This window comes from Pseudoalteromonas sp. R3 (assembly GCF_004014715.1).
Taxonomy (GTDB): domain Bacteria; phylum Pseudomonadota; class Gammaproteobacteria; order Enterobacterales; family Alteromonadaceae; genus Pseudoalteromonas.
The window spans coordinates 2,295,398-2,309,029 of the sequence record NZ_CP034835.1; the positions used below are offsets into that span (position 1 = coordinate 2,295,398).

12 protein-coding genes are annotated in these 13,632 nt (G+C 47.9%); 6 read left to right on the forward strand and 6 right to left on the reverse strand.

The window, feature by feature from the left end:
* Positions 1-2: 2 nt before the first annotated feature.
* From crcB to lrp, 5 genes are all read right to left on the reverse strand, one after another.
* Entirely contained in the window at positions 3-389 is a 387-nt protein-coding gene (gene crcB, locus ELR70_RS14970; protein WP_054015070.1) for a fluoride efflux transporter CrcB, read from the reverse strand.
* A complete protein-coding gene (locus tag ELR70_RS14975; RefSeq protein WP_054015069.1) occupies positions 389-1,741 on the reverse strand; it encodes a replication-associated recombination protein A in 1,353 nt (450 codons plus the stop codon). The genes crcB and ELR70_RS14975 overlap by 1 nt, the downstream gene beginning before the upstream one ends.
* Positions 1,734-2,387 (reverse strand): outer membrane lipoprotein chaperone LolA, encoded by a 654-nt coding sequence (gene lolA / locus ELR70_RS14980; RefSeq protein ID WP_082353165.1) that lies wholly within the window; start codon positions 2,385-2,387, stop codon positions 1,734-1,736. The genes ELR70_RS14975 and lolA overlap by 8 nt, the downstream gene beginning before the upstream one ends.
* Positions 2,387-5,023: a DNA translocase FtsK gene (locus tag ELR70_RS14985; RefSeq protein ID WP_054015068.1), complete on the reverse strand. Its 2,637-nt coding sequence runs from the start codon at positions 5,021-5,023 to the stop codon at positions 2,387-2,389. Before ELR70_RS14985 ends, lolA begins: the two co-directional genes overlap by 1 nt.
* A 68-nt stretch (positions 5,024-5,091) precedes the next feature.
* Entirely contained in the window at positions 5,092-5,577 is a 486-nt protein-coding gene (gene lrp / locus ELR70_RS14990) for a leucine-responsive transcriptional regulator Lrp (RefSeq protein WP_268795158.1), read from the reverse strand.
* 133 nt (positions 5,578-5,710) lie between these two features.
* Here lrp and ald point away from each other — a divergent pair, with 133 nt between their 5' ends.
* Positions 5,711-6,832, forward strand: coding sequence for an alanine dehydrogenase (ald, locus tag ELR70_RS14995; protein ID WP_054015067.1), 1,122 nt, complete (start codon positions 5,711-5,713; stop codon positions 6,830-6,832).
* Positions 6,833-6,968: 136 nt separating this feature from the next.
* Positions 6,969-7,796: an HDOD domain-containing protein gene (locus tag ELR70_RS15000; protein ID WP_054015066.1), complete on the forward strand. Its 828-nt coding sequence runs from the start codon at positions 6,969-6,971 to the stop codon at positions 7,794-7,796.
* Positions 7,797-7,849: 53 nt separating this feature from the next.
* On the opposite strand, the gene ELR70_RS15005 is transcribed toward ELR70_RS15000, so the two are convergent.
* Positions 7,850-8,809 (reverse strand): DUF4382 domain-containing protein, encoded by a 960-nt coding sequence (locus tag ELR70_RS15005; protein ID WP_054015065.1) that lies wholly within the window; start codon positions 8,807-8,809, stop codon positions 7,850-7,852.
* Positions 8,810-8,983: 174 nt separating this feature from the next.
* On the opposite strand from ELR70_RS15005, the gene ELR70_RS15010 reads away from it, so the two are divergent.
* The 4 genes from ELR70_RS15010 to ELR70_RS15025 all read left to right on the forward strand — a co-directional run bounded on the left by ELR70_RS15010 (position 8,984) and on the right by ELR70_RS15025 (position 13,531).
* Positions 8,984-10,858: a methyl-accepting chemotaxis protein gene (locus ELR70_RS15010; protein WP_054015064.1), complete on the forward strand. Its 1,875-nt coding sequence runs from the start codon at positions 8,984-8,986 to the stop codon at positions 10,856-10,858.
* 84 nt (positions 10,859-10,942) lie between these two features.
* Positions 10,943-11,536 (forward strand): PilZ domain-containing protein, encoded by a 594-nt coding sequence (locus ELR70_RS15015; RefSeq protein ID WP_054015063.1) that lies wholly within the window; start codon positions 10,943-10,945, stop codon positions 11,534-11,536.
* 54 nt (positions 11,537-11,590) lie between these two features.
* Positions 11,591-12,634, forward strand: coding sequence for an agmatine deiminase family protein (locus tag ELR70_RS15020; protein WP_054015062.1), 1,044 nt, complete (start codon positions 11,591-11,593; stop codon positions 12,632-12,634).
* 6 nt (positions 12,635-12,640) lie between these two features.
* Positions 12,641-13,531, forward strand: a complete 891-nt coding sequence (locus tag ELR70_RS15025) for a carbon-nitrogen hydrolase (RefSeq protein ID WP_054015061.1) — start codon at positions 12,641-12,643, stop codon at positions 13,529-13,531.
* Positions 13,532-13,632 lie beyond the last annotated feature (101 nt).

Sequence of the window (13,632 nt, forward strand, 5' to 3'; positions counted from 1 at the left end):
TTTTAACCTTTTTGCATGACTAAGCACAGGCCTATCCAGGCCATGAAAATACACATCACGACATTCAACACTATATTCAGTACCATTTTCACAATCTGGCCTTGCTGAAGTAACAGCAAAGAATCCATTGAAAAGGTAGAGAATGTCGTTAAAGCACCCAAGAAGCCAATTCCGACCAGACTTTTAGCCGGTGATACTTCAATGATCTGCTTATCAATTAATCCGTAGAGAATGCCCATCAACAGTGAACCCAGAATATTAACGGTCAACGTGCCAAAAGGGAATCCCTTACCCAAGAGTTTTAGGGTGAGATCGCTAATAAAAAAGCGCAAGCAAGCGCCGAATGCACCGCCCGAGGCAATCATTAAATAGGTTTTAAGTGGATCCATCAGAAGTCATCTTCATCTTTATAGCGCTGCTGTGGACTTTGCTGGTTTTGGGCACGCAAATAACGGAGCTTTTCCGAAATTTGTTTCTCAAGCCCTCTGTTACTGGGGTCATAGTATCGACGTTGCTGAATCTCCCTGGGGAAATAGCATTCACCCGCAGCAAAAGCACCGGGTTCGTTGTGCGCATAGCGATACTCATCTCCATAGCCAAGCTCCTTCATAAGCTTGGTGGGTGCATTACGTAAATGCTCGGGCACAGGGTAATCCGGGTCACTCGCTGCATCTTGTTGCGCCTGATTAAATGCCATATAAACCGCATTGCTTTTTGCTGCACTGGCCAGGTAAATCGTAGCCTGCGCTATAGCACGCTCTCCTTCACTCGGGCCTACCCGGTGATAAATATCCCAGGCGTTAAGTGCCACCTGCATGGCGCGAGGATCGGCGTTACCAATGTCTTCGGTGGCAATCGCAAGCAGCCTTCTGGCGACGTACAAAGGATCTCCACCTCCAGCCAGAATCCGACAATACCAGTAAAGCGCAGCATCCGGATCACTGCCGCGCACTGATTTATGAAACGCAGAGATCAGGTCATAATAGATGTCGCCGCCCTTGTCATATTTTGCCAGGTGCGAAGGCAAAACCTGCTTTAGCACAGCTTCATCAATCACTATTTGTCCTTCACCATTGGCACCCAGATCAGTAGCCTGTTCCAGCAGATTTAGTGCTTTTCTGGCGTCACCGTCTGCTGCGTGTGATAATGCGTCTATCACCGTATCGTCCAGGGTGATTTTCTGACGGCTGAGCTCTTTGTCCTGGGACAGCGCCTGGCGTAATACCAAGCCCAGCTCATCCAGACTCAAAGGTTTAAGGGTATAAACTCTGGCCCGGGATAAAATAGCGTTGTTCAGTGCAAATGATGGATTCTCTGTGGTCGCACCGATAAAGATAAAGGTACCGTCTTCAATGTGCGGCAAGAATGCATCTTGTTGCGACTTGTTGAAGCGATGCACCTCGTCGACAAAGAGTATCGTGCGCATCCCCCCCTGGGCCAGTCGGTTTTTTGCTTCAAGGACTTGCTCACGTATTTCTTTCACACCGGCAGTCACCGCAGATAGCTTACATAGCTGTGCATTGGCGTGGTGGGCAATGATTTCAGCGAGCGTGGTTTTGCCCACACCGGGTGGTCCCCATAAGATCAGACTGTGACACCGCCCCTGAGAAATCGCCCTGCGCAGCGGGCTGTCAGGTGCCAGAATGTGGCTTTGACCAATATAGCCATTCAGGTCCATTGGACGCATTCGCGCCGCCAAAGGCCGCACATCTGGCGCAAAATCAAATCCCAGATTAGTCACTTTGTGTCTGGTCGTCGACGACCACCCCTTCTGGGATAACAAACTTAAACTGCGCTGCATCTATTGGTACATTAATTTGCGCACCACTAAACTTAAAGCTAGAGATCTGGCCAGATGAATCTGTCACGTTGAGCTGACCTATCTTAAGACTGTTGTCTGCAAACAAAACATCCAGACGCTCCACCTGGGCACCCGTTTGAACAGGTTCGATGCGATACCCGCCTGAAACCTCCGACACGCTATATTTTTGCCACTGTTTAGGGTCTTGCGTAGTCAACAACACAAAAGGCGTAGTGTCTATCAGGCCCAAAGTATTGAGAATGGTAGCCTGCTCTGCAAAGCTATCGAAATACACAGTTCTTAACCCATCAGAAACCAACAGCGTCTCATCGGGCTCATCCTGCTGCCAACGGATTTTTGCTGGATATTGCAAGGCGATTTCACCTTTACCTGACTGGATCAGGTGACCATCCTGATCGATAACGCTTTGCTCAAACTTGGCCCGGAAGCTCTCAAGTGCCTTTAGCTTTTGTTTTAATGACTGTGCCGCAACGCTGACGGTCTGGGCTTCGGTTGTTTGTGCTGCATCTGCAACAGGTATGACCCCAGTAACACTCAGGGCCAGAATAAGTGGTTTTAACTTCATTAATTCGCTCCACCTTTAGGTACCAAAACTTCTCTGGCACCATTGTGTCCTGGCGCACTAACGACGCCGGACATTTCCATTTGTTCGACCAGACGAGCCGCGCGGTTGTAGCCTACGCGCAACTTACGCTGAACACTCGAGACTGATACCTTACCTGTTTCAATCACGAATCCCACCGCTTCATCGTATAGCGGATCCGATTCTTCATCTTCACCTTCGCTTGTCTCGCCTGGTAGTAAAATATCTTCTGTGGCCTCACCACACAAGATGTCGTCGATATAGTTAGGTTTACCACGTGCTTTCCAGTCGCTCACAACCGCATGCACTTCATGGTCGTCTACAAACGCGCCATGCACGCGGATTGGTACACTGGTGCCAGGTGGCAGGTACAACATATCACCCATACCCAACAGGTTTTCTGCCCCCTGTTGGTCTAATATGGTACGTGAGTCAATTTTACTCGATACCTGAAACGCCATTCGGGTTGGAATATTCGCTTTGATCAAACCAGTGATCACATCAACGGATGGTCTCTGCGTTGCCAATACTAAGTGAATACCAGCAGCACGGGCTTTTTGCGCGATACGTGCAATCAGCTCTTCCACTTTTTTGCCCACAATCATCATCATGTCAGCAAATTCGTCAATCACCACCACAATACTCGGTAGCTTATCGAGTTCCTGTGGCTCATCCGCCATGCCATCGGTATCTTTAAACAGCGGATCCATAATGGGGTGTCCGGCTTCTTTGGCATCCAATATTTTTTGGTTATAGCCTTTGAGATTACGCACTCCCAGTGCCGACATCAGCTTATAACGACGCTCCATTTCACCCACACACCAACGCAGTGCATTGGCAGCTTCTTTCATGTCGGTTACAACCTCACATAACAGGTGGGGAATGCCTTCATACACCGACAATTCGAGCATTTTCGGGTCAATCATGATCATCCGCACATCTTCAGGTGGCGACTTGTATAGCAAGCTTAATATCATGACATTAACGCCCACTGACTTACCTGAACCAGTTGTACCCGCGACCAGCAAATGCGGCATTTTAGCAAGGTCGGCGACCACAGGCTGGCCAGCGATATCTTTACCCAGTACCATAGTCAAGGGTGATGGATTCTGCTCAAACTTAGGGGCGTTGATGACTTCGGATAGCCGCACTATTTCACGGTTCTTGTTGGGCAGCTCCAGGCCCACATAAGTCTTACCCGGGATCACTTCAACCACACGCACGCTAACCGCAGACAACGAACGTGCCAAATCTTTTGCCAGACCAGTAATTTTCGCTACTTTTATACCAGGTGCCAGGTCCAGCTCAAAACGAGTAACAACAGGGCCAGGATAAACCCCCATGACCTTGGCCTGAATATTGAAATCCAGTAATTTAGCCTCTACCAGACGAGATACGGCTTCCAATTCCTCTTCGGATATCGGGTTCTTCGCCTTATCGGGTCTGTCCAGCAGGTCAAGCGAGGGCAACGGATCTTTCGGCGGCTCGGCTTCTAATAAAGCCTCAAACTGCTCTTTAGCGCTGGGCGGCGGCTGATAACCAGAGGCTGGTTTTTCCTTGGGCTTCAATGGCCTGGCTGGCGAAACAACTTTGGTCTCTGCTGGCGCAGGTGTGTCGTCTAGCGCATTAAGTGCAGCAACCGTATCAAAAGCTTCATCGTCAACTGCTGAAAAATTAATTTCCTGCTCAAGAATATCATCGAGTTCATCAAACACACTTGGTGCTACAGCGATATCGTCTCCAGAGCGTTTATCTGTTTCCAGCACCCTGTCTGGAACTGACTCTGTGGCAGGCTCGGCTTTGGGGCCAAACAATCTGTCTTTAAGCTTCTTTGGTTTAGTTTCTTCTGGTTCTGGCTGCTCTGCTTCGGTCGACGTATCCAACTCATTTTCTGCAGATACATCATCATTGAGTCCACTATCAGTTCCGGCCTCTCTATCCATGGTGTTTATCAGGGCAGACTCTGGCCTCGGTGCCTCACTATCTAAACTTACATTGTCTGGTGTAGGTGTTGTAACAGGCGTGTGTTCTGCACGATGTTTAATCTTTGCAAAACACCACTTACAAAATGCCACTACCTTTTCGCCAATGTAGTCAACGAACTCAACCCAGGAGACACCCGTGAGTAAGGTTAAACCGGCAAAGAAAAAACACAGTAATAAGATGGTGGTACCGGTAAAATTGAACGCTGGCATCATGGCACTGGCGACCACGTCCCCCACTACCCCACCGGAAGAAAAGTTGTAGATATCATCAAAGTTGATACTACAGATAGCGCTGGCAGAGGTGATAAACAAGGTACCGCCAATGAGCCTTAACCCCAACGTGGTGTAATCAAGCTGCAATAATTTGTGTGGTTTTTTAAATAACAGGTAGCCGAATAACTGAATAAAAGCCGGCACCAGAAAGGCCAACCAGCCAAAACTGAGCAGCAGAATATCGGCAACCCAGGCACCGGCAGCGCCAGTAATGTTATTGACCTTGATAAATTCGCCCGTTTGCGTCCAGGCGGGATCGGCCGGATCAAAGCTGATGAGTGCGCACAGCGTAAAAATTGCCGCCGCCGTACTGATGATCAGGCCAGTCTCCAGCAGGCGCTGAATACCATTTAAGCGCATTATGTAATACCTAAATACTGTTTAGTTAATTCTAACATGACTTTTTGCACACCTTAGCAAGAATTTCCTTAGGGTGCACAAGGTTTTATCACTTCACCTTGCTCCCCTTTGACTTCTTCCATAACAACATAAGTACGGCTTTCGCTAATACTAGGCAGTTTCAATAGTATCTCACCCAGAACACCTCGGTATTCAGACATATCTGTTACCCGGGTTTTTAACAGATAATCAAAGTTACCGGATACCAGATGACATTCAATAATCTCGTCATGCTGCTTTACCGCCTGATTGAACCGGTCGAATACGTCAGGCGAATTTTTATTGACTGTGACTTCCACAAAGACCAACAAACCCTGACCCAGTTTGACCGGATCCACAACCGCCTTGTAACCTTTTATATAACCTTCACGTTCAAGCTTTTTGACGCGCTCCAGGCAAGGTGTTGCACTTAGCCCAATCCTTCTGGCCAATTCTACATTAGAAATTCGTCCGTCTTTTTGCAGTTCAACTAAAATCTTTCTATCGGTTCTATCTAACTGAGTATGCATGTTCAGTTTTTTATCCTGAATATTTACTTAATACAGTGTTAATAACTATCAAGTATATCAAAAAAGGTAGGACATACTAGCAAACCATATCTATAATGGTCGAAAATTTTTACCCCGTTCTTAATTGAGGCGAATTGTTATGATTATTGGTGTACCTAAAGAAATAAAAAACCACGAGTACCGTGTTGGTATGGTTCCAGCAAGTGTTCGTGAACTGATTAATCACGGCCACCAGGTAATAGTAGAAACAAATGCTGGTATCGGTATCGGTTTCACTGACGAAGACTACATTCAGGTAGGCGCTGAGATCCGTGATACGGCAGCGCAGGTATTTGAAGAAGCAGACATGATCGTGAAAGTAAAAGAGCCTCAGGCTGTTGAGCGCGCGATGCTTCGTGAAGATCAAATCCTGTTCACTTACCTGCACCTGGCACCTGACCTGCCTCAGACAGAAGACCTGGTTAAGAGCGGCGCAATTTGTATCGCGTACGAAACTGTGACTGACGCACGTGGCGGTCTACCTCTGCTTGCACCTATGTCAGAAGTAGCTGGCCGTATGTCTATTCAGGCTGGTGCTCAGGCGCTTGAAAAGTCTCGTGAAGGTCGCGGCATGCTGCTTGGCGGCGTACCAGGTGTAGAACCTGCTAAAGTGGTTGTTATCGGTGGTGGTATGGTTGGCCGTAACGCAGCGCAAATGGCGGTTGGCTTGGGTGCTGACGTTACTATCCTTGACCGTAACATCGATGTACTGCGCAGCCTGAACGCTCAATTCGGCAGCCAGGCAAAAGTGATCTACTCAACTGCTGATGCGCTTGAGAAGCACGTACTGGAAGCTGACTTAGTTATCGGTGGTGTACTTATCCCAGGTGCTGCTGCACCTAAGCTGGTTACTGCTGATCACATCAAAGCAATGAAGCCAGGCGCTGCCATTGTTGACGTTGCTATCGACCAGGGTGGTTGTATTGCCACTTCTAAAGCAACTACACACGCAGAGCCAACTTACATTGTTGACGACGTAGTTCACTACTGTGTTGCTAACATGCCAGGTGCTGTACCACGTACTTCTACATTCGCACTGAACAATGCGACTCTACCTTACATCATCAAGCTTGCAAACTTGGGTTACAAAGAAGCCTTGCTTGCTGATCAGCACTTCCTGAATGGTCTGAACGTCATCAAGGGTCAGATCACGTGTAAAGAAGTGGCTGAAGGTTTCAACATGGAATATGTTGACGCACGTTCGGCGCTAGCTAACGTATAATCGATACACATAGCGTTTTAAAAGCCTCGCCTAAGCGGGGCTTTTTGCTTTTAGCTCCTTCGCGAAACACAGAGTTGCCTGCACCACAGATTATTGACTATCTTTTTATAATAGTCAGTCGTACAGGTAGTGTTGCATGGCCATTTCCCTCACACAGCAAGAAAAACTCATTTTAAAAACGGTCAGTATTCCTCCGCGCCCTCAGGCACTGTTGCAGTTTTCAGAAGAAGCTAAACTTCCCGAACCCAACATCACTAAGATTTCCGAAATTTTACAAAGCGATGTAGCGATCAGTGCGGCCATTTTGCAAGTAGTCAATTCCGCTGCCTTTCGGCGCTCTCGCGAGATTGATTCCATCGAACAGGCAGTCATGATTCTGGGTCTGAAACGCCTTATTCCCTTAGTTAAGGCCGTTGCTTTGAAATCGTCTGTTGATTTGCCGGCAGCGCTTAGTGATTTCTGGGAAACCCAGTCTGAAATAGGGCAGCATGCATCATTGATCTGCAATCGGCTTAATCGCCAAGCACTGGCCAATCATGCCTATATGCTTGGATTGTTTCATGGCGTTGGCATTCCGATATTATGTCAGCACTTTGATGACTATCAGAGTGTATTAGACAAAGCACAAACTGATGGGTGGACCGAAGCAAGTCAGTTTGAATTCGCACAATATCATACTAGCCACGGTACTATAGGCGCTTTGCTGGCTCAGCAGTGGCGTTTGCCAAAGATAGTCATTAATGTGATTTATTATCAACATGACGTTGACGGGATTCTCACTTCAGGGGAACTAGATAGTCTTGGCAACGACTTGCTATCCATTTTAAAGATAGCCCGTCACAAAACGTATTTGTCTACTAATCCTGTAAGCGAACAAAACCCCGAATGGCAAGTGATCAAAGATGATGTGATGGATTATCTGGAAATATCCGATGAAGAGCTGGATGAACTTTGGGGTGAATAGTCACCCTCCAGCCAAAAAGGCTGGAGCACAACTATTGATAGAATAATGGACAGTTATTCTGAGAAAGTCACTTCCGTATCCTGACTCACTGAAACTGATTGCGTCGAGTACAATGCAAATGTCGTGTCTACTGACTCAGGGTCATCAAGATGCCCCAGGCACGAATAGGCTATCTGATACTCTCCTGCGGGTACAAAGCCTATCTCAAACTGACCCTCCTGATTGAGTACTGCCGTTGCCATAGGTCCGTTACCCTCTTCCTGCACATCTCCAAGCTCACCTTCAGTCTGGGTATACAGATAAACAACCTGCTTAAACCCACCTACGGTCGGCGCCAGAGCAGAATTATCGGCGATACAGGCTGTTTGCAGATCAGCCGTTACGGTGCCTGAAATATCAAATACCAGCGCCTGATTTTCTAGTCTGACGGCAGTCGGCTTTAGGTAGACCGTGCTGCTGTTTCCTGTTTTAACCAGCGCCTTACCCAAGTCAAACTCCAGGACATAGTCATTTTCACCCTGGTTAACCAGCACTGAATTGATTTGGATTTCACCCTCACCATCATTGCCTTTACGCTTGACTGCCAGTGCGGCCCGACTTTCATCTTCATACACAACATGAGAGCGCATCTCGCTGATTTCACCTTCAATACCATTGACGACAGTGACACGCATCCATTCATAGTCACCGGCGTCAATTTCCTTATCAGCGATCAGCTCGAAGGTGTTGCTACCCTGATAAGCCAGTAAGTTCACTTTTTGTGGATTACCGGATTCATCCAGCGTTTCAAAACGTGTCGTCGTACCGCCAGAGCTTTGCAGAACAACTTCTTTGAATACTAAGTTCACTGCAGCCACATTATTAACGGCCGCATCCGACACCCCCAAAGTAAACCTGGCCTTTTGTTCCGACTGCACATTCGTTTGTGTGCCAGAGTTGCTATTGCTATCACTGCCACCACAGGCAACCAGAAATGCCGAAGCTAATGCCAGACCATACACTTTGTGTAACATACCCAAACCCCTTTATTGCCATATTTACAATTTAATGTAATCAAGTTGTGATGAACGTAACTTTAATAGCCCGGTCCTGTTTTAAGTCCAAGATCCATTTTTGGATTTAAATACCTAAATAATTGAAAGTTTCCCTCAATGATTTACCTTTATAGAGGGAAGCAGTTAGGAGATATGCCTGTGAAGTTCAAATTTAAGGTAATTGCCGTTTCAGCCTCAGTGCTCTTTCTGGCCTTGTTACTACTATCACTCAAACAGTATTTTTTGCTGAAAGATAATTTACAACAACAAGTCAATGATAGTGTGGGAGAAATCATTCAGGGGATCAGCAATACGGTGACCTCGCAAATGCAGGGTGCCATTGATTTGGCAGTTTTGACCACCGGCCTGGTAGAGCAAAGCGACACGCTGCAAGATGCGCTGCCACTGATTTCACAGCCAAAGCTGAAAGAGACCTTTTTACTGATAGGCTATGGCGAAGACGCAACCGGCAACTATGTAGCCAGTGATCCGGGTTGGGATCCAGGCCCTACCTGGGATCCGCGGGTGCGACCCTGGTTTGCCGGCGCAAAACAAGCAAATCAGCTGATAGTCACAGCCCCATACGCCGATTCGGTCACCAAAGAAATTGTGGTATCCGTGGGTACGCCTGTGAAAAAAGGGGGCCGTTTCCATGGCGCTATCTTTTTTGATGTCAGTCTGGCCAAGCTCGGTAACATGATCAATTCTTTCGAATTATTCGACTCAGGCTTTGCCTTTATGGTCAGTAAAGATGGCACTATTATCTCTCACCCCAATACAGAGCTTAATGGCCAACAAGCTAGCGAGTTTTTGGGCCGTACTCAGGTATCACAAATAGTGCAGGAAGTTGAGATGAACAACCGCACCTATCTGGTCACCTTTAAAGATGTGGAAGGACTGGACTGGTACGTTGGTGTGGCACTTGAGAAAGACAAAGTATTCAGTGCAGTTGATACCATGGCACAAGATGCCACTTTATTCTCAATTATCGCCGTGATAGCCGCTGTGGTCGTACTTTCTTTAGTCATAAACTTGCTCCTAAAACCGCTTGAAGACATCAATGTCGCTATGGCGAATATTGCGCAAGGCCACGCAGATCTGACCGTGCGTTTAGAGGCCTCTAACGAGCCAGAATTCGCCTCATTGGCAGAGAATTTCAATCGCTTTACCTCTCGTCTGCAAAATCTGATTGCGGATATACAACAACTTGGCCATGAAGTATTAGAAGATGCCCGTCAGACTTCAACAGGTGCAAACCAGGCAACCATGGCTATCGAAGAGCAGCTTAACGCACTTAATACTCTGGCCACCGCAACAGGTAATATGTCAAGTACAGAGCAACAAGTAGCGGATACCGCTCAACAGGCTGCAGATGCCATACAGAACACCGACAACCTTGCCAGTAACGGCGAAACCATAGTCGCTGAGTCCACCGATGCCATCACCGAGCTGTCTGTACAGATAAAACGTGCGGTCGATGTGGTAGCCGAGCTGGAAGTCTCTTCGTCGGGCATTGAGCAAATCTTGTCTGTGATCAATGGCATTGCCGAACAAACCAACCTGCTGGCCCTCAACGCAGCCATTGAGGCAGCGCGTGCCGGCGAGTCAGGTCGCGGGTTTGCCGTTGTTGCCGATGAGGTCAGGACCCTTGCACAACGCACTCAGGAAGCCACTACAGAAATCAAAGCCATGATTGACCAATTACAAAGCGGCGCACAAAGCGCCGTTGGGGTGATGAACCAGAGTCAGACCATAGTAGAGAAGTCGGTCAATAAAGCCAACGACACCCGTGAAGCCCTTGAGTCGATCCGCCAGTCTATAGCAAGCATTGTTGATTTAAACGTCAGTATTGCGGATATGATCAGTGAACAAAAGCATGTGGTGGAGGAAGTGAATAATAACGCCTCGCAAATTCGTAACTTGTCAGACACTGTATTCGATGAAGCCAAAGCCGTTGATCACACCATGCAGTCTCAGGTAGAGAAAATTGCCAAGCAGGAAAACATGTTAGAACAATTCAGAGTCTAATTCTGAAACAGCATAATACTAGCGAGTGCGGTTAAAACTCGCTAGTATATGGATATAAAGACAGTATCAGTATCATTTCGGCATATGCATAGCGACCTAAAAGAGACTTTCGAGCAATATTTCCAGATTGCCGAATCAAACCAAATCAATCTGTACCCGGTAGATGCCAACATGGTACCAAAGAGCCAGGCACAGCTTGAATCTGCCATTCCGCCTCTGTTCAGGCTGGCAAATGAAATCAATGAGCTGGACTTAAATGCGCTAAGACCATTGCGCAACCTTGGCGATGTGGCCAGCGATCTGGCCGCCTATCTGCAGGCCCAGTCACGAAAAATCGACTTAATCATGAGCCATATCCTGGCCACGGAACAACCTGAAGACGAGTTGCTGAGGTGCGACAGTTACGGCGGTGGCGGCATTACGGCAACGCTTGAGCAGGACTATGACATTGGCCAGAACTTCAGGACCAAGGTATTTCTGCAACACGAAGCCAGCGCCATCTTTTGTTATGCGCAGGTCATAGACAAAGAAACCGTGGACTCGGGCTTTCGCTATACTCTGGCTTTTACCCAGATCCGGGATAACGATCAGGAGCTACTGGTCCGTGCCAGTTTACATGCTCAAACCCGGCAGCTAAAAAAGCGTCAGTCGCCCGACGAAAACGAACAAAATAGCTGACAGCCAAGCTGTCAGTGCTAAACTAGTCGTCTACTAATTTTGATTGATAACACCATGAGTTTTACACTTTTACCTGAGTGGGCGCCGCAAGATGCAGTGATGCTCACCTGGCCACATCCCGATACCGACTGGGCGGATATTTTACCCCAGGTTGAACCCGTTTATATCGCTTTGTGTCAGCAGATCTCTCAAGTTGAGAAAGTGGTTATTGTGGCACACAGTACTGAGCTAAAAGCACACATTAACCGAAAGCTTATCGCCGCAGACGTCGATATGACGCAAATTGTGTTTGTTGATGCGCCCTGTAATGATACCTGGGCCCGCGATCATGGCCCGCTTACTACGCGTGACGCATCGGGTCAGCTGTCAGTAAAAGACTTCACCTTCAATGGCTGGGGTAATAAGTTTGCTGCGGAGCTCGATAATCAAATTAACGCGCAACTTCAGGCTCAGATCATCAACCCTGCAAATCACTATGAGCGCATCGAGCTGGTACTAGAAGGCGGCGGCATTGAAATTGACGAAGCTGGTACTCTGTTAACCACCTCAGAGTGTTTGCTCAATCCAAACCGCAATCCGCACCTGAGTAAAACTGAACTTGAGCAGGAGTTAAGTAACTCACTGGGCGCGAAACAGTTCCTGTGGGTCGACCACGGATATTTGGCTGGTGACGATACTGATAGCCATATAGATACGCTGGTACGCTTTGCACCCAATGATACTCTGGTGTATGTCCGTTGTGATGACCCACAAGATGAGCATTTTGCTGCCCTGAGCGCCATGGAGTCGCAACTCAAGTCGTTCCGCACACCACAAGGGAAACCTTATAATCTGGTTGCCCTGCCCTGGCCCAAAGCGGTCTATAACGATGAAGGCGACCGAATACCTGCCACCTATGCAAATTATCTGATCATCAATGACACCGTTTTGATGCCGCTATACGGTGATGACAACGACGCCCAAGCGTTGACTCAATTGCAAAGCGCTCACCCGGAACGTACCGTGATTGGCATTGACTGTCTGCCTATTATTCATCAATTTGGCAGCCTGCACTGTATTACAATGCAGCTACCCGCCGGATTTTTAAAACAGGACTAAATTTTAATGAGCAACAACACGTTAAAAGTCGCATTGGTTCAGCACAGCAATAGTGCTGATTTACAAAACAACCTGGATAAGTCCATTGCCGGGATCCGTGATGCCGCAGCTCAGGGTGCCAAACTCGTGGTATTACAGGAGCTGCATCGCAGCCTGTATTTTTGCCAAACCGAAGACACCGACCTTTTTGACCTGGCAGAAACCATTCCAGGCCCAAGTACAGACCTATTTTGCCAGCTTGCCAAAGAGCTGAACCTGGTGATCGTTGCCTCGCTTTTTGAAAAGCGCGCAACCGGCTTGTATCACAACACTGCAGTAGTTTTTGAAGCCGACGGTAGCATTGCCGGTAAATATCGTAAAATGCACATTCCCGACGACCCCGGCTTTTATGAAAAGTTCTACTTTACACCGGGCGACATGGGCTTTACCCCTATTCAAACGTCAGTCGGTAAACTGGGTGTACTGGTATGCTGGGATCAATGGTTCCCCGAAGGCGCACGCTTAATGGCGATGGCCGGTGCTGACATGTTAATCTACCCCACCGCCATTGGCTGGGATCCGCGCGATGATAAGGACGAGCAAATTCGTCAGCGCGACGCCTGGATGATCGCACAGCGCGCCCACGCCGTATCTAACGGTCTGCCAGTGTTGAGTGTCAACCGTGTTGGTCACGAAACCGACCCCAGCGCCCAAAGTGAAGGGATCCAGTTCTGGGGTAACTCCTTTGTCGCCGGGCCTCAGGGTGAACTGCTGGCGCACGGTAGTGAGACTGAAGAGCAACTCTTAGTAGTTGAACTGGACCAGAGCCGCAGTGAAGCGGTACGACGCATCTGGCCTTACCTGAGAGATCGTCGCATCGACCACTATCAGGATTTATGCAAAATCTACCGGGATTAAATCATCCCACCGAACGGCCTCGACACTCAGTCAGGCCGTTCTGTTTTATCAATGCGAAAGCGAATTGAAAAAACCATGTGTAATAAAAACAACTTGCAGTA

Bases quoted from the DNA above. Each gene is read 5' to 3' on its own strand.
- lolA (WP_082353165.1), bottom strand. From the start codon at position 2,387: ATGAAGTTAAAACCACTTATTCTGGCCCTGAGTGTTACTGGGGTCATA.
- ELR70_RS14985 (WP_054015068.1), bottom strand. From the start codon at position 5,023: ATGCGCTTAAATGGTATTCAGCGCCTGCTGGAGACTGGCCTGATCATC.
- ELR70_RS15025 (WP_054015061.1), top strand. From the start codon at position 12,641: ATGAGCAACAACACGTTAAAAGTCGCATTGGTTCAGCACAGCAATAGT.
- ELR70_RS15005 (WP_054015065.1), bottom strand. From the start codon at position 8,809: ATGTTACACAAAGTGTATGGTCTGGCATTAGCTTCGGCATTTCTGGTT.
- ELR70_RS15000 (WP_054015066.1), top strand. From the start codon at position 6,969: ATGGCCATTTCCCTCACACAGCAAGAAAAACTCATTTTAAAAACGGTC.
- ELR70_RS15020 (WP_054015062.1), top strand. From the start codon at position 11,591: ATGAGTTTTACACTTTTACCTGAGTGGGCGCCGCAAGATGCAGTGATG.
- ELR70_RS15010 (WP_054015064.1), top strand. From the start codon at position 8,984: ATGCCTGTGAAGTTCAAATTTAAGGTAATTGCCGTTTCAGCCTCAGTG.
- crcB (WP_054015070.1), bottom strand. From the start codon at position 389: ATGGATCCACTTAAAACCTATTTAATGATTGCCTCGGGCGGTGCATTC.
- ELR70_RS15015 (WP_054015063.1), top strand. From the start codon at position 10,943: ATGCATAGCGACCTAAAAGAGACTTTCGAGCAATATTTCCAGATTGCC.
- ald (WP_054015067.1), top strand. From the start codon at position 5,711: ATGATTATTGGTGTACCTAAAGAAATAAAAAACCACGAGTACCGTGTT.